This window comes from Bailinhaonella thermotolerans (assembly GCF_003594875.1).
Lineage (GTDB): Bacteria > Actinomycetota > Actinomycetes > Streptosporangiales > Streptosporangiaceae > Bailinhaonella > Bailinhaonella thermotolerans.
The window spans coordinates 79,214-94,292 of sequence record NZ_QZEY01000026.1 but is presented as its reverse complement, the minus strand read 5'-3'; the positions used below and the strand labels follow the sequence as shown (position 1 = coordinate 94,292).

The following is a 15,079-nucleotide window of genomic DNA, read 5'->3' as shown; positions in this document are numbered from 1 at the left end:
GCCATCACCATCGCCAGCCTGATCATGTGGCTCAACCAAGAACCACAAAACACGCCCTAGGCGAGGCGAGCCGGGCCCCGGCGGCGCTACGCCACCCCGGTCAGGACGGGGCGTTGCTCTCCACCTGGCCCAGACCGGTCAGGGCGGGCGGCCGGTCCGTCAGGTACGCGTCCAGCGGGTCGCCCGTGGCCGCGTCCATCACCAGCGTCAGCGCCCGCCCGGCCGGGGCGGCAGTCCCGGTCCGGCGGGGGGGAACACCCGGCCGCCGTCCGCGCCGCCGAACCGGCCGCGGGCCTGCACCACCGTCACCGGCCGGTCGTCCGCCACCGTGTCGCCGCCGAGCGCGGCGGTGGCGGCCCGCCGTGGCACCCCTGCGACGGTGGTGACGGCCGGGCCGAGGTCGCGGCCGGCGAGGCGAGCCAGCCGGGACGCTTCCGCGACGGGGTCCACCGGTCCGCGCCACGGCCGCTCCGCCCCCGCCGCTGTGGACGCTGTTCCGCTGGCGGCGGTGGCGGGGGCCTTGACCAGGACGGACCGCGGCTGTGTGATCCACGACGTCGCGTACGGCGGGCCAGACCGCAGGACCGCGCCGTCCCAGCCGGTCACCCACGCCCCGGCGGTGGTGCGGTACCCCAGGGAGCCCGCGGCCATGTTCACCTGGGTCTGCATGGGGGTGGTCTCCGACCCGGCGTGCGCCTCCGCCCCGGCGGCCAGGCCGTTGGTGTAGGTGGTGCCGGTCCACGCCCCGCCGATGTAGGTGTTCCACTTGCCAGCGGAGCCGCGCTCGATCCGGATGCCGGTCTTGTCGGAGGAGTCGAAGGTGGGCTCGTGGCAGTGCAGCCGGAACCCGTCGGAGATGGCGGCGGCGGAGAACCAGTGGCGGCGGGCCCAGCACCACACGCCGTGGATCTGGCCGAGCTCGACCCAGCCGCCGGCGGCGGCGGAGCCGAACACCAGCCACATCTCGGCGGTGGTCATCCGGATGGCCGGATCGGGGCTGCGGAGGGCGACGACGCCGAGGTCGGCGCGGATGCCGGTGATCTGCCGCCCGCCCATGAGGGCGAGGCCGTAGCAGTGCTGGGCGGTGGTGCACGTCGCCGCCGCTGCGGGCGCGGCCCGGGCGACGGTGAGGGTGAGGGTGAGGGCGGCGGCGGTGAGGGCGGCGGGGCGGAGCCGCCGGAGGCGGAACGTCATCGGGTGGGTCCCCCTTCGGGTGCGGGCACCCGCCGCCCCCCGGGGTCCGGCGGGGGGCGGCGGGTGCCGCTCAGGCGTGGTCCTCCTCGTGGGCGGGGAGCCAGCCGGCCACGACCACGCCCGCGATGACCGCGATCACCGCCGCCAGGAAGCCGGTGGTCTGCAGGGCCTGGACGAACGCGTGCGAGGCCTGCTCGGACAGGTGCCGCCCCGCGGGCCCGCCGAGCGCGCGGGCGGCCGCGTCCGCGCCGATCACTGTGTCCTGCGCCGCCCGCGCTGCGGCCGGGGGGAGATGGCCCAGGTGCGGCGTCATGTGGTCGGAGTAGACGGTGTGCAACAGGCTGCCGAAGACGGCGATGCCCAGGGTGCCGCCCACCTGGCGGGTGGTGTCGTTGACGGCCGAGCCGACGCCGGCGCGGTGCAGGGGCAGCGCGCCCATGACGGCCTCGGTGGTGGTCTGCTGGGCCATGGCCATGCCCACGCCGCCGAGGACCAGCGCCACGGCGAGCCTGCCGTACCCGGAGGAGGTGGTGGTGGTGGCCAGCGTGAGGAACGCCGCCAGCATGGCCGCGGTGCCCAGGAGCGCGGGGATCTTCTCTCCCAGCCGGGCGCCGAGCGCGGTGGCCGCGGCCGAGCCGGCGGCCATGCCGGCGGCCAGCGGCAGGAGCCGCACCCCCGACTCCAGAGCGTCGTAGCCCAGGACGCCCTGCAGGTACAGGGAGATGACGAACAGCGACCCGAACAGGGCCAGAAAGGCCAGTGAGATGCAGATCGCGGCGGCCGAGAAGCGGGCCTTGGCGAACACCGACACGTCCAGCAGCGGCGCGGGGGCGGCGCGCAGCCAGAGCACGAACACGGCCAGCAACGTCACCCCGGCGCCGCCCGCGAACAGGGTCCGCGCGCTCAGCCATCCGGCCTCGGGCGCCTCGATGATCGTCCACACCACCGTCATCAGGCCGCACACCGACAGCGCGGCGCCGATGAGGTCCAGCCGGTTCGGGCTGGGGTCCTTCGACTCGGGGACCAGGACGTGCCCGGCCGCCAGCGCCAGGACCGCGATCGGCACGTTGATCAGCAGCACCGACCCCCAGGAGAAGTGCTCCAGCAGCCATCCGCCCAGCGTGGGCCCGAGGGCGACGCTCAGCCCGGTGCAGGCCGACCAGACGCCCACGGCCTTGGCCCGGGCCCGCTTGTCGCGGTAGGTGTGCATCAGGATCGACAGGGTCGTCGGCATGATCAGCGCCGCTCCGACGCCCATCACCGCGCGGGCGGCGATGAGTTCCCGCGGCCCGGAGGCGGCCGCGCCCGCGGCCGAGGAGATCGCGAAGACGACCAGGCCGAGCGCGAGGGTCTTCTTGCGGCCGACCCGGTCGCCGAGCGTGCCGGCGGCCAGCAGCAGGCCGGCGAACAGCAGCGTGTAGGCGTCGATGATCCATTGGAGCTGCTGGGAACCGGCGTTCAGGTCGCGCGCCATCGTGGGCAGCGCGACGTTGAGCGCGGTGTTGTCGAGCCCGATGATGATGACGCTCAGGCACAGGACGGGCAGCGTGAGCCGGTGGCCCCCGCTGCCCGCCGCCATCGTCGTGGAATGTCCAGCGGTTGTGCGCATGAGGCGCACCGTCCGCCCGCCCCTGGGGCCCGCAGCCCTCGCCCCGCCGTACGGCGGCCGCCCGCGCCGTGGCCCGGCGGTTGGGCTGTGGGCGTGAGCGGCCACGGTGCCGGCCGGAAACCTAATCAGGGAGGCGCGATGCCTGACCAGACACTCGACCGCGGGACGGGAACCGCGGTCCTGGAGCGGCCGCGGACCGAACCGCCGTGGAGCGTGATCGTCCTCAACGACGACGTCACCCCGATGAACTACGTCGTCCTGGTGTTCCAGAAGATCCTCAAGGTGACCGCCGACCAGGCCGAGGCGCTGATGCTGGAGGTGCACACGACCGGGCAGGCCGTGGTCTTCTCCGGCCCCCGGGCCGAGGCCGACGACATCGCCGCCCAGCTGCTGGCCGCGCACCTGCGCGCCAAGGTCGAGAAGGCGGGCTGAGCATGGAACTCGTCTTCGAGGCGCGCCGATCCCCCGACGGCGCCGTGCTGGTGCGCATCACCGGGGTCGTGGCCGCCTTCCTCTGCCACAAGGCCTCGGCCCAGGAGGCCCTCAGGCCGGCCCCCGCCCCGGTCGTGACGGCCGGCGGCGAGGAGGAGAGCGACCCCCTGCTCCACTGGGAGCTCGACGAGCGCAAGGGCGCCATCGCCCGGACGGTCCAGGAACGCCAGGCGGACGCGCGGCGGACGGCGCGGCGGGTGACCAGCGCCTGGGAGGCGCCGCTGCGCGGCGGTGACGCCGAGCGGTACATCAGCCAGGCCCGCGAGTTCACCCTGGACCCGCGCGACGCCGAGCTGCTGGCCGAATGGTGCCACGGCCTCTACCGGGCGGCCCGGGACGCCGTCCCCACCCCGCCGGGTGAGGAGCCCGAGCTGAGCGACGAGGCCGTGGTCGCGGCGCATGTCGCCTGCGAGCTGCTCGCCGCGCTCGTCTAGCGCACTCCGCCCCCGGCCCCGGCCCTGGCCCGGTCCGCGGGCGGCGCCGCGGAACCGGCAACGCACCAACCCCCTGAGCCTTTCAGGGGGTTGGTCTCATCTGGCCGGGTCAGGGCCGCGCGGCGGCGATCTCCGCCCGCAGCGTCGCCCAGGTCATGGCCCGCGACCTCGTCCCGTTGACGCGTACGGCGGGCACGTCGCGGACTCCGGAGCGGAACGCGCGCCGGGTGGCGTCCTCCACGGCGGGCAGGTAGCCGCGGCGGCGCACGCACGCCGACCAGCCGCGCGGCGGGCTCACCGCAGCGGTGATCGCGGTGCGCGCTCCGGCCGGGTCGGTGTTGCGCAGCTCGGCGGCCAGCAGCGCGTCCCGTGCGGCCAGGTAGGCCGGCGGGCCGCCCGTCTTCAGGGCGCAGGACGCGGCCAGCGCCGCCTCGGCCGAGGCCCCGCCGTTGAGGGCGAGGTCCACCAGCCGCAGCCGGATCCGGCCCTGCGCGGCCATGGCCCGCAGGTTCCGCCCGGCGGCCGCCTCGAACCGGCGGGACTGCGGCGACTGGTAGTCGGTGTAGACCTCGACCAGCGGCCCGGCGCCGTCCGGGCCGATCCGCACTCCCCCGCCGGGGGCCGTGCCGGGTGGCCGCGCGGCGAAATGGGCGTGGGCGGCGGGCTGCACGACCATGCCCAGCAGGGCGGCCCCGGCCAGCGTGGCCCAGGCCGGCCGGCCGGACCGGTCGCCCCGGGGCCCGTCGGGGCCGGCCTGGGCGGCGGCGGGGACGGCCGGGGAGGGCCGCAGGGCCACGATCAGGCAGCCGCTCAGCAGCGCCGCGTAGCCGGCGATCAGCAGGGCGTCGCCCGCTCCGCCGGTGGTCAGGCGCACACCGGCGAGCCACAGGTCCTGCTCGGCGCCGGAGATCGCGAAGTGCGTCGCCATCGCCAGCGCCACCGCCGCGACGGCGGCCGCAGCCCAGGCGCACAGCCGTACGGCGGCGCCGCGGGCCAGCAGGAACGCCAGGGCCAGGCCCGCGAAGGGCAGGGCGTGGCTGATCGAGCGGGCCGCCGCGTCGGGCAGGACCCCGTAGGCGAGCCAGGCGCCGGTGTGCTCCGGCCCGGCGCCGATCCGCGCGAGGGCGCTCAGCGCCAGCTCGCCGGCCACGATGAACCGGGCGGCGACGACCCAGACGGGTGTGCCGCGGGTGAGGGTGGGCATCGTTCTCCCTTTTCTTGGTCGGGCTTCGCCCGCACCGTCCGGCCCTCCGCACGCCCCACCACAGGGCCGCCGCGGGCACCCGGAACGGCGAGCACACGCGCACGGCGCGGCACACACGGCACGGCGCGGCAGACACGACACGGCGGGGCACACATGACACGGCGGAGCACACACGACACGGCGGAGCACACATGACACGGCGGAGCAAGCACGGCACGGCGGAGCACACGACCACGGCACGCACGGCACGGCGAGCACAGGCCACGGGCGGCCACCGGGCACGGCGTGCACACGCGCACGGGCGAGCACAGGACCCCGGCCCCGAAGGGGTCAGGGTCCTGCCGGTGGGCATCCGGGCGGCCGGCGCCGCGGGGAGGCGGGGTGAGAGGCGGCGGCGGTCAGGCGCCGAACGCGGTCGAGGCGCCCGCCGTCTTGTTGATCGCATCAGTGCGATCCGTGACGCTCCAGCCGCTGGCGGCCAGCGCCGGCTGGTGCCGGCGGCCGTGGTGACCGCAGAACAACAGGTCCTGGCCTCCGGCGTTGACGGCGCGCATGAACGCCTGGGCGCCGCACCGGTCGCAGCGGTGCAGCGGGGAGGGCTCGAACTCGGCCTGGCCGGACGGCGCCGGCGCGGACACGACCGTGGGCATGCGATCTCCCGATCCATCTCGTTGGGGGCGGGACCCGCGGGCCGGAGGACGTCTCCGGCTCGCGGCCCCGCACGGCGTCACAGACCGTGCGAGCAACCCCAAGCCGGGCAACCGTGGACCAAGCCGGGATATCCTCATCGAACTCGATCATGGGAGGTTTCCCTGTGGCGTGCCCCCTCTGCCCTGGCGACACGCGGTCCGGCGGCCCCTGCGAGGACCACGCGCCCCTGCTGGGCGCCGCGCTGCGGGCCATCGTGGCCACGCTCCCCCCGGCCCCCGACGAAACCCCGCACGTCCAGGTCCGCGTGCCCGGTTCCGGCTTCACCGTGTGCGGGTTCGAGGAGGACCCGGCCCTGCGCCGGCAGCTCGCCGCGGCCGTCCAGGCGCCCTCCGGGAGCCAGGAGCGGCGCTGGGACGCGCGGGAACTGCTGCTGGTCGCCGACTCCCTGGTGGACGACGTCTCGCTCACCGCCACCGCCGAGGCCGCGGGAACGTCCACCGAGACGGTCAAGGACATGATCTGCGAACTGGGAACGCTGGCCGTGCACCATTTCGGCGCCGTCACCGACCGCTCGGCCTTACCGGCCGGGTTCAGCCGCGGCCGGGCCGACACGCGCGACATCAGCCGGTCGCTGCGGGGCCTGCGCGAGCACCGCCGTACCCGCCGGGTCGACGAAGCCTTCGTGGAGCGGTTCCTGGAACGCAAGTACCACAAGACCGATCTTCGGCTGTCGTCGGAACACCTGGGGGTGGTGTGGGTCTTCGCCCGCACCGGCAACCTGGCCGGCCTGCCCCGCGTCGCGCCCCGCCAGCCCGAGCTGATGGCCATGCTCCTGGCCGCCTGGGACGTCTTCCAGCACGCGATCGACGACGCCGCCCACGCCGCCAGCCGCCTCGCCGGCTGGTCCCTGGCGGACGAGCCGCCACCCGCCCAGGAGTTCGAGGAGCAGCTGGCCAAGATGACCTGGGCCCAGCCCGCGCTGTGCGCCGAACTCACCCGCCGGCACCGCGCCCTCAGCCCCACCGGAGGCGGGTGGAGCCGCCTGGCCCGCGTGCTGGCCGACTTCGCCGCCGCCCTGGACAAGGACAGCCACGCCTGGATCCCCACCCGCATCGGCGACATCACCACCGCCCAGCTGGAGATGCTCTCCGGCCCCAAGCGCGCCCCCGACGGCGACGACGCCGGCCCCTGACCGGCGCGCGCCCCCGCCGCCCGGCCCCGCCCGCGCGGCCACAGACGCCGGGATGCCCGGTCCGGCCGCGCGGGGGCCGGGACCGGGGCATGGGTGGTGACGCGGCGGCCGGGTGACCGCCGCGCGCTCACGGCGACAGAAGCATCGCGCGTACGGCCGAAGGCACATGGTGCGCCCGGCCGAAGGCGCATGGTGCGCACGGCGGAAGCGCCGCGCGCGTGCGGCGGGAGGCGCGTCGCCGGAGGCGGCGACGCGCGGATTCTCATCGGTGACCGGCCGCCGGGCCGCGCCGCAGGCGGCCGGGGCCGGCGCGCGGCCGTCCGGCGGTCAGGCGCGCGAGGCGCATTCGACGTGGTCGGCCGCCATCGGGCGGAACTCCAGCCGGGCCTCGGGGATCGGCTTCCCGCAGACCACGCACAGACCGTAGGTGCCGGCGTCGATGCGCGCCAGCGCCGCGTCGATGGCGGCCACCTTCTCCTTCATCACCGAGGAGATGCGGTCGGTGTCGGCCACCGCGCCGGTCGCCGTCGCCGGGTCGTCGATGCCGCGCACACGCTCCTCCCCCGTGCGGATGGCGTCGCGCAGCGCAGACGCCTCCGCATCGAGACGCGCCGCCTGCTCAAGGGCCTGGGCGCGCAGTTTCAGCAAGGCCCCACGGGCCTGGTTCGTATCCATGCGCTCGCACCGTCAGCGAACCCCGCCCATCGGCAACCCACCGCCCCACGAAGAGGCGACGGCGAGGCCGCCGTCGCGACGGTTGCCGCCACAGGCGGGCCGGGGACGCTGGTGATCGTCCGCGAGCGTGCCGTGCGCTCGATGTAGTGAAGCGAGGAATCCCCACCATGCACATGACCGAGTCAGGGGGCGTGTCGCCCTTCGCCGGGCTGACGCTCGACCATGTCGGGTTCGCGGTCAGCGACGCCCGGCAGGCGGCGCGCGCGTTCGTCAACGGGTACGGCCTGACGCCCTACGCCCGGTCTCCCCGCCACCGCAGCGCCCGCGCGATCGCGGTGGGCGCCGGCGACATCCGGATGGTCTTCAGGCAGTCCCTGCGCAGCGGGTCGGCACCAGCCTCCTACGTGCGCGCCCACGGCGACGGGGTCTGCGACATCGCCCTGCGTGCGCGGGACGCCGAGCAGGCGGTGCGTGAAGCCGAACGGCGTGGCGCCGTCGTCCTGTCGCCCCCGGCCCGGGCCGAGGGCGTCGTCACCGCGGCCATCCTCGGGTTCGGCGACGTGCGCCACACCTTCATCGAGCGCGCGGCCGGGGTCGACGAGCGCGCCCTGCCGGGGCTGACCCCGGTGGCCGCCGCGCCGGCGGCCGGGCCGGACCCGGGCCTGCGCGCGGTGGACCACTTCGCGGTGTGCCTGGAGCCAGGACGGCTGGAGGCGACCACGGACTTCTACCGGCGCGTGCTCGACTTCGACGTTGTCTTCGAGGAGCGGATCGTCGTCGGCCGCCAGGCCATGGACTCCAAGGTCGTGCAGAGCCCGGGTGGCGGCCTGACCCTGACGCTGATCGAACCGGACATCTCCCGCGAGCCCGGCCAGATCGACTCGTTTCTGCGCGGTCACGGCGGCGCCGGTGTCCAGCACATCGCGCTGGCCACCGACGACATCGTCACCGCCGTCCGGGCGATGACCCGCCGCGGCGTGGACTTCCTGGACGCCCCGGATTCCTACTACACGCTGCTGGCCGGGCGGCTGGAGCCGGTCCGGCACACGGTCGCCGAACTGCGCGAGACCAACGTGCTGGTGGACCAGGACCACGACGGGCAGCTGTTCCAGCTCTTCACCCGCTCGGTCCACCCCCGCAAGACGCTCTTCATGGAGGTGATCGAGCGGATGGGCGCGCGGACCTTCGGCAGCGGCAACATCAGGGCGCTGTACGAGGCCGTGGAGCTGCAGCGCGCCAAGGACGCGGCCTGATGGGCGGCCACGACGCCGCCGACAGGCAGGCGGCCGCAGACACGCATGAGGCTCGGGGCACGCATGAGGCTCGGGGCACGCATAAGGCTCGGGACACGCATAAGGCTCGGGACACGCATAAGGCTCGGGACACGCATAAGGCTCGGGACACGCACGAGGCTGTGGACATGCGGGCTCTGGTCTGCGTCGAGGACGTCGAGCGCGAGGCACGCGCCCGGCTGGACCCGGGCGTGCGGGACTTCATCGGCGGCGGCGCCGGCGACGAGCTGACCCTGGCCGCCAACCGGGCCGCGCTCGACGCCGTCCGGCTGGCCCCGCGGGTGCTGACCGGCCTGGCCGGCTGGTCCACGGCGGCCACCCTGCTGGGCCAGCCCGCCGCGATGCCGCTGGCCGTCGCGCCCATGGCGTACCAGAAGCTGGTCCACCCCGGCGGAGAGAGGGCCATGGCCCGGGCGGCCCGGCAGCACGGCGTGCCGTACACCGTCAGCACCCTGAGCAGCACTCCGCTGGAGGAGATCGCCACTGTCGGCGGCGACCTGTGGTTCCAGCTCTACTGGCTGCGCGACCGGGGCCTGGTGCTGGAGCTGGTACGGCGGGCCGAGGATGCCGGCTACCGGGCGCTGATGCTGACCGTGGACGTCCCGGTCATGGGACGGCGCCGCCGCGACGCCCGTAACGGGTTCGCCCTCCCCGGCGGGGTCACCGCCGCCAACCTGGGCGGCGGCGGTACCGCCGCGCACCGGCGCAGACCCGGCGCCTCGGCGGTCGCCGACCACACCCGGCAGGCGTTCGACCCCGCCCTGGGCTGGCCGGACCTGGACTGGCTGCGCGAACACACCACGCTGCCGCTGATCCTCAAGGGCGTGTGCGACCCTCGCGACGCCCAGCGCGCCGCCTCCCGCGGCATCGAGGCGATCGTCGTGTCCAACCACGGCGGCCGCCAGCTGGACGGCGCGCCCGCCAGCGCCGAGCTCCTCCCGCCCATCGCCGACGCGGTCAACGGCCGGTGCCAGATCCTCCTCGACAGCGGAATCCGCACCGGCACCGACATCCTGCGCGCCGCCGCCCTCGGCGCCGACGGCGTCCTGATCGGCCGCCCCCTCCTATGGGGCCTGGCCCTCCAAGGCACCCAAGGCGCCGCCCACACCCTGTCCCTACTCCAAACCGAACTGGCCGAGGCCCTCGCCCTCACCGGCTGCCCCACCCCCTCAGCGGCCCGCACCCTCCACATCCACCCTCACCCCGGCGCACCTCCCAGCCCACCCCGGACAGCCTGAGCCCCCACACCGGACACGGCTCACCCTCGGTGCGCGGAACAGCATGCCCCGCGCACCGAGGACTGCCTCACTAGGGGCCACCCCCGCTTGCGCGGGAGAAGTCGGCCTACGTGCAGCGTGATGGCCTCACCGTCCTGGTGATTCATAGCCATTGCGCGCGGACCACGTAGACTTCGCGCTGCTCCTCCAGGACGAGGTACGTGAGGAGACCTCGCCCGCCGAAGGTCAGGGTGCGCAGGTTGCCCCCGGGATTGTCCGGGCTGGAAGAACGGCCCGTCCACGGCGAGATCTCCAAAAGCGCGAGGGCCTCGGCGAGGTACGGGAGGGCTTCCGGTGGCAGGGCGGCGATCTGGTCGGCAGCGACGGGATCCGGAGGAGTGACCTCGTACACCTATCCGGCGACTCCGCGCTCGGCGAGCAACTGCCGCCATGTCTTCTCCCCCGCGGGCAGCGGCCGTCCTGCTGCGGCGAGTTGCTGCGCATGGGCCGCCCGCCGGTACACCTCGGCGCGTCCGCCGGGGTCGCGCACGGAGTCGCAGGCGATCAGCCACCAGGTGTGGACGAACTCCTGCAGGCCGGACAGGTCAAGGCTGCCGCGCACCTCGCTCAGGACCTGTCGCAGACCGTCGTCGAAGCCGGCCCGGTCCTCGTCAGTGACCAGCGCCGCCCGAATCGCGCGCAACGACTTCTCGGGGTACGCGCGGGGGGCCGCGCCGGGCTCCTCGGGCGCGCGCCGTGGCGCATCCGCAACTTCTTCCTGCCCGGAGCTAGCGCCGGCCGCCCGCAGCCCCCATCGCTGCAGCACCTCGCGGAGCCGCCGGTAGCCCTCCACAGACAGAGCCTCGCGTGCGGCCGCCGTATAGTCGCCAAGGAATTGCTGACGGTGCTGTGGAGGCAGCGCCCGCAGGATCTCCACCGGGTCGTCCGGGTCCGGCCCGACGATCGGCTGCACGCTCATAAAGAGCAGACTACCTTCAGCGACCACGAGGATCCGCAGATGGCGCCGGAATCTGCTTCCCACGGGGCCTTCTCCTTCTGCGAGGGAATGGCCCTCAGAGCTTCGAAGGGAAAAGCACGCCCCTCCTCGCATCCGCGGGGAGCATGGCCAGCTCACCGCGGTCGGTGCAGGCGGTCTGGGACCATCCCCGCATACGCGGGGAGCAGCTCCTGGAACCAGGCCCCCCGTGGGGACTCCAGGGATCATCCCCGCGTGCGCGGGGAGCAGACTGACCGACCTGCATGTTTTGGTGGCGGGGGTCCCGGTTTTGAGCACTTTCGCGGATTCCGGCATTTCGGGCACTTGTGGCTCTTGGCTTCGGTAGATCGGCGTCTGGCGCGATTATCTCGCTTTGCGGCCTGGCGGACGCGCCGCCTTGGGGGTTCTGGTGGAAGGCTTCATGCCGTACTCGCACAGCCATGGTGGCCGGGGGTGGCTATGCCGGGTGAGGTCAGTGTTCGTGGGTGCGGGTGTGGGCGTGGGTGTGGGCCGCGGTGTGGGTTGTGGTGCGGAGGCGGTCGGCGGCGTGGTCTTGGCGGGTGTCGCGGCGGCAGGCGGCGGTCTGGTCTGCCAGCCAGTGGCGGCGGTTGCGCTCCTCGACGGCCTTGCGGGCCTCCTCGTCCGTCAGGTCGATGCCGCGGGCGGCCCAGGCGCGCCGTTCCGCGGCGACGTCCGCGGGGGTGATCTGGGCGCGCATGACCTCCAGGGCGGCGAGCTTGCGCGTGCTGCGGGTCATGGCGCCGGCGAGCTGGTCCAGGGGTTCGGCGGCGGTGTCCTCCTCCACCATCCAGATCACCTCGTTGTGATCCTTGCCTCGGGTCAGGCCGGGGTACAGCTGCTCGCGGCTCATCCGGGACTCGCCCAGCAGGTAGCCGCGCTCGACCGACACGCCCTGGGCCTTGTGGGCGGTGACCGCGTACCCCAGGGCCACGTGGCCGGACTCCAGCAGGTCGCGCGGCAGGGTGTGGACGCGGGTGCGGCCGTCGGGGCCGGTCGGCAGCTCGGCGCGGATGCCGCCGTCGTCGAGCAGTTCGGTGACGGTCCCGGACATGCCGTTCTTGACCGGGGTGCCCGGCACGTTGCTCATGATGGCGATGCGGTCACCGGCGTGCAGGTGGTACTCCCCCGCCGCACGGCCGTTCCGCAGTTCCCTGGCGGTGACCGAGCCGGCCGCCGGGTCGATGATCCCGCGGCGGGCCATCGCCTGCTGGACGTGGTGGTTGAGCGCGCGCACGTCGTCGCGGCGCATCGCCATCATGATCGCCTCGCGGCCGTCGTCGAAGTCGGCCAGCCACTTGCCGGCCATGATCTGCCGGGCGGTCTCGCGCACCACGTCGTCGACCTCGTCCGGCTCCATGGCTCCGGCGGCGATGGCGGTGTTGACCCGCTGCCGGTCCACCCAGGTGACCCGGCCCCGCTCGGCGTACTCGGCGGCGACCTCGCGCAGGGTGCCGGGGTCCTGGCTGGCCCACCAGCGGCGCTGGGCGGCCCGTTCCCAGGCGTGGCGGGAGCGGCGGGACTCGGTCATCTCCACCGAGCCGCCCAGTTCGGCCAGCATGCGGAAGGCGCCGCCGCGGTTGACCTCCTGTAGCTGGCGGTCGTCGCCGACGAAGGCGATCTTCCAGCCGCGCTCGTCGGCCAGCGCCAGCAGCTCGTGGTAGTGGTTCTGCTCGACCATGCCGGCCTCGTCCACGACGAGCACGACGCGGTCGTCGTCGGGGAGTTCGACGGTGGGCGACAGGTCGCGCCGGTACTCCTCGACGCGGTCGGACCAGGCCTGGCGGGCCAGGTGTAGCTGCCGCCGCCGCGCCTGCAGGTCGCGCCGGGCCTGGTCCCGCTCCGGGCCGTCGGGCATCGCCTCGGTCTCGGCGCGGCGCCGGTCCAGTTCCTCCTCCGTCTGGTCCAGGGCCTGGCGGTCCAGTTCGATGTCGGCGGCGGCCCGCTCGCGGCGCAGTGTCTCGGCCTCGGCGGCTTCCAGCCAGGCGTCCCAGCGGGCCTGCCAGTCGGCCATCGCGGTGTCCTGTTCGGTGAGGATCTGTTCTTCGGCCTGCTCGTCGCCCTCGGCCACGGCGGCCAGGCGGGCGCCGTACTCGCGCAGGATGCGACGCCGTTCGGTGAGCAGGATCTGCCGGTCGGCCAGCAGGTGGGGGGAGGCGCCGCGCTCCCATCGGCCGGCGGCGGCCAGGGTCAGGAACCGGTCGATGGAGGAGGCCCGGTCGAAGCCGGACTCCGAGGCCAGGCGCTGGGCCGTGGCGGCGGCGGTGGCCAGGCCCACCACCTGGTGGCCCTGGGCGCGCAGCAGTTCGGCGGCGGCGCCCAGCACGTGGGTCTTGCCGGATCCGGCGATGCCGCGGGCCATGACCAGCTGTGAGCCGCTGAGGCAGAGCGCGGCCAGCAGTTCCTCCTGCTCGGGGTCGAGGGTGAACTCGCGCGCCTTGGCCGCGGTCTCCTCCAGCGGGAGTACGGCCACGTCGTCGCGGTCGAGCATCCGCTGCGCGGTGGCCTTCATGGCGCGTTCCTGGGCCAGGACCTCCTCGGTGGTCCAGCGGGCGCCGCCGCCGACGGCCCAGGCGCCGAACTGGGCGCGGTCCTCGCGCAGCTGTACGGCCTCGCGGGCCAGCCAGGCGTCCACGCGGGCGATCACGGTGTCGGAGTCCCAGGCGGGGTCGGCGACGCGGGCGCCGGCGATCAGGGCCTCCTTGCGGCCGAACACCGACTGCTGGCGGGTCAGCGCCGCGGCGAGCCGCTGCTCGAACGTCTCCTCCTCGTCGCGGAGCTGCTGGGCGCGGGTTCGCTGGGCGGCGCGCAGCAGGGTCTGCCAGCGGTGGCCGGTGCCGGCGAACTCCTTCTCCCACGCCTGGCGCAGCTCCCGTTCGCTGGGTTCGTCCTTGCGGGATCGGCTCAGGTAGGCGACCAGGTCGCGGCGGCCGGCGGGGGCGCCGGTGCAGGTGGCGCGCTCGCGCAGCACCGCCTCGTACTTGTCGAGCTTCCTGGCGCGGTCGCGGTCCAGGTCCGTGGCGGTCTCGGGGGCGAGCCGGACGCGCAGGCGGGCGCGGGCGAACTGGTCGCGGCGCAGTTCCACCTCGCGCATCAGCAGGTCCTCGGCGCGCTGGATGTCGTGCAGGGACTCGGCGATCTGCCGGGAGCGCTTGCTGAACAGGGCCAGCAGGTCGCGCGGCACTCCGGCGATCTCGCCCAGGCCGTTGTCCTGCACCTCCCAGGCCACCCCGAGGCCTGCGGTGAGCTCGTGGCGCAGCTGCTGCTGGTAGACGCTGCCGATCACCTTGCTGGCGGCCATCACCAGCCCGGTGGCGATCGCCGAGACGCGGCCGTCCTCGCCGGCGGCCGCCGTACTGAGGATGGTGTGGGTGTGCAGCTGGGGGTCGTGCAGCCGTGAGGCGAGCTGGGTGACCAGGGCGGCGGTCATGCGGTGGGCGCGCTGGATCTCGCCGCCCTCGTGGCCGCGGCGGACCGCCAGGACGTGGTCGCGCAGGAACGTCAGCGCCTTCTCCACGGCGCGCTCGTGGGCGTCCAGGGCGACCTGCCGGATCTGGGGGTGACCGGTCGCGACCATGAGCGACACCGATTTGGGCGCGGAGAAGGTCAGGTCCACGGCGCCGACCGTCCGCGCCGGGCCGCCGCGCCCGGTCATCAGACCGGCCACGTACTGCGCGAGCGCGCCTTCCAGGGGCCGACCGGTCTGCGGGTGTTCCCCGCGGCGGAGGGCGGCGATGTCGTCGGCGCCCAGATCCCGGTCGATGCCCAGCCGGCGGGCGATGCCGGCGAGCTGGTTGCCGGTCGGGTCGAACAGGGACTGGCCGGTGCCGGGGTCGCGGCCCTGCAGGACGGCGAGCAGCTGCTCTTCGGTGACCGTCCCTTCCAGGCCGAGTTCTTCCGCGCCGTCGCCGTGCCAGCGCGCGTGCTCGGCGCCGCCGTCGAGGTAGTACTCGGCGGTCTCGGCCGCGCGGCCGGCGTACTCCTGGGTGTAGTAGCGCGCCCGCGGCGCCGACTCGCTCGACTTGATCACGCCGGCGCTCATCATGGCCAGTCTCCTTCCGCCTGCGGTGGCGGGCGCGCTCGGCGCCCGTTGTCGCGGGGGAA

General features: G+C 74.6%; 13 protein-coding genes. 5 read left to right on the top strand and 8 right to left on the bottom strand.

Annotation, left to right across the window (positions count from 1 at the left end):
- Positions 1-207: 207 nt before the first annotated feature.
- Both D5H75_RS38055 and D5H75_RS38050 read right to left on the bottom strand, forming a co-directional pair.
- Complete coding sequence (locus D5H75_RS38055; protein WP_119931475.1) at positions 208-1,194, bottom strand: hypothetical protein; 987 nt, start codon at positions 1,192-1,194, stop codon at positions 208-210.
- Positions 1,195-1,264: 70 nt separating this feature from the next.
- Positions 1,265-2,803 carry an MFS transporter gene (locus D5H75_RS38050; protein WP_147425427.1) on the bottom strand — a complete coding sequence of 513 codons (1,539 nt, stop codon included), beginning with the start codon at positions 2,801-2,803 and terminating at the stop codon, positions 1,265-1,267.
- Between the two features lie 138 nt (positions 2,804-2,941).
- On the opposite strand from D5H75_RS38050, the gene D5H75_RS42395 reads away from it, so the two are divergent.
- Positions 2,942-3,235 (top strand): ATP-dependent Clp protease adaptor ClpS, encoded by a 294-nt coding sequence (locus tag D5H75_RS42395; protein WP_202638923.1) that lies wholly within the window; start codon positions 2,942-2,944, stop codon positions 3,233-3,235.
- Positions 3,236-3,237: 2 nt separating this feature from the next.
- Positions 3,238-3,729, top strand: coding sequence for a hypothetical protein (locus tag D5H75_RS38040; protein ID WP_119931472.1), 492 nt, complete (start codon positions 3,238-3,240; stop codon positions 3,727-3,729).
- A gap of 109 nt (positions 3,730-3,838) precedes the next feature.
- Here D5H75_RS38040 and D5H75_RS38035 read toward each other — a convergent pair whose 3' ends face one another.
- Positions 3,839-4,933 (bottom strand): DsbA family protein, encoded by a 1,095-nt coding sequence (locus tag D5H75_RS38035; protein WP_119931471.1) that lies wholly within the window; start codon positions 4,931-4,933, stop codon positions 3,839-3,841.
- 398 nt (positions 4,934-5,331) lie between these two features.
- Positions 5,332-5,583 (bottom strand): DUF7455 domain-containing protein, encoded by a 252-nt coding sequence (locus tag D5H75_RS38030; RefSeq protein ID WP_242454756.1) that lies wholly within the window; start codon positions 5,581-5,583, stop codon positions 5,332-5,334.
- A 164-nt stretch (positions 5,584-5,747) separates the two neighbouring features.
- Here D5H75_RS38030 and D5H75_RS42390 point away from each other — a divergent pair, with 164 nt between their 5' ends.
- The gene (locus tag D5H75_RS42390) at positions 5,748-6,776 is read left to right on the top strand and encodes a hypothetical protein (protein ID WP_206781981.1); all 1,029 of its coding nucleotides are present in this window, start codon (positions 5,748-5,750) and stop codon (positions 6,774-6,776) included.
- A 327-nt stretch (positions 6,777-7,103) separates the two neighbouring features.
- Here the strand turns inward: D5H75_RS42390 and D5H75_RS42385 are convergent, their stop codons facing one another.
- On the bottom strand, positions 7,104-7,451 hold the full coding sequence (locus tag D5H75_RS42385; RefSeq protein WP_202638921.1) for a TraR/DksA family transcriptional regulator: 348 nt from the start codon (positions 7,449-7,451) through the stop codon (positions 7,104-7,106).
- Positions 7,452-7,624: 173 nt separating this feature from the next.
- Here D5H75_RS42385 and hppD point away from each other — a divergent pair, with 173 nt between their 5' ends.
- Both hppD and D5H75_RS38005 read left to right on the top strand, forming a co-directional pair.
- Positions 7,625-8,704: a 4-hydroxyphenylpyruvate dioxygenase gene (gene hppD / locus D5H75_RS38015; protein WP_119931480.1), complete on the top strand. Its 1,080-nt coding sequence runs from the start codon at positions 7,625-7,627 to the stop codon at positions 8,702-8,704.
- 167 nt (positions 8,705-8,871) lie between these two features.
- Positions 8,872-9,981, top strand: a complete 1,110-nt coding sequence (locus D5H75_RS38005; protein ID WP_119931470.1) for an alpha-hydroxy acid oxidase — start codon at positions 8,872-8,874, stop codon at positions 9,979-9,981.
- 142 nt (positions 9,982-10,123) lie between these two features.
- Here the strand turns inward: D5H75_RS38005 and D5H75_RS38000 are convergent, their stop codons facing one another.
- The 3 genes from D5H75_RS38000 to mobF form a co-directional block, all read right to left on the bottom strand.
- Positions 10,124-10,372: a hypothetical protein gene (locus D5H75_RS38000; RefSeq protein WP_202638919.1), complete on the bottom strand. Its 249-nt coding sequence runs from the start codon at positions 10,370-10,372 to the stop codon at positions 10,124-10,126.
- The gene (locus D5H75_RS43820; RefSeq protein WP_242454755.1) at positions 10,373-10,939 is read right to left on the bottom strand and encodes a DUF6247 family protein; all 567 of its coding nucleotides are present in this window, start codon (positions 10,937-10,939) and stop codon (positions 10,373-10,375) included.
- A gap of 490 nt (positions 10,940-11,429) precedes the next feature.
- Positions 11,430-15,020: a MobF family relaxase gene (mobF, locus tag D5H75_RS37990; RefSeq protein WP_119931469.1), complete on the bottom strand. Its 3,591-nt coding sequence runs from the start codon at positions 15,018-15,020 to the stop codon at positions 11,430-11,432.
- Positions 15,021-15,079: the final 59 nt, after the last annotated feature.

Coding starts and splice junctions, on each gene's coding strand:
- D5H75_RS38055 (WP_119931475.1), bottom strand. CDS start 1,194: ATGACGTTCCGCCTCCGGCGGCTCCGCCCCGCCGCCCTCACCGCCGCC.
- D5H75_RS38005 (WP_119931470.1), top strand. CDS start 8,872: ATGCGGGCTCTGGTCTGCGTCGAGGACGTCGAGCGCGAGGCACGCGCC.
- D5H75_RS43820 (WP_242454755.1), bottom strand. CDS start 10,939: ATGAGCGTGCAGCCGATCGTCGGGCCGGACCCGGACGACCCGGTGGAG.
- D5H75_RS38030 (WP_242454756.1), bottom strand. CDS start 5,583: ATGCCCACGGTCGTGTCCGCGCCGGCGCCGTCCGGCCAGGCCGAGTTC.
- D5H75_RS38050 (WP_147425427.1), bottom strand. CDS start 2,803: ATGCGCACAACCGCTGGACATTCCACGACGATGGCGGCGGGCAGCGGG.
- D5H75_RS38035 (WP_119931471.1), bottom strand. CDS start 4,933: ATGCCCACCCTCACCCGCGGCACACCCGTCTGGGTCGTCGCCGCCCGG.
- mobF (WP_119931469.1), bottom strand. CDS start 15,020: ATGATGAGCGCCGGCGTGATCAAGTCGAGCGAGTCGGCGCCGCGGGCG.
- D5H75_RS38040 (WP_119931472.1), top strand. CDS start 3,238: ATGGAACTCGTCTTCGAGGCGCGCCGATCCCCCGACGGCGCCGTGCTG.
- D5H75_RS42395 (WP_202638923.1), top strand. CDS start 2,942: ATGCCTGACCAGACACTCGACCGCGGGACGGGAACCGCGGTCCTGGAG.
- hppD (WP_119931480.1), top strand. CDS start 7,625: ATGACCGAGTCAGGGGGCGTGTCGCCCTTCGCCGGGCTGACGCTCGAC.
- D5H75_RS42385 (WP_202638921.1), bottom strand. CDS start 7,451: ATGGATACGAACCAGGCCCGTGGGGCCTTGCTGAAACTGCGCGCCCAG.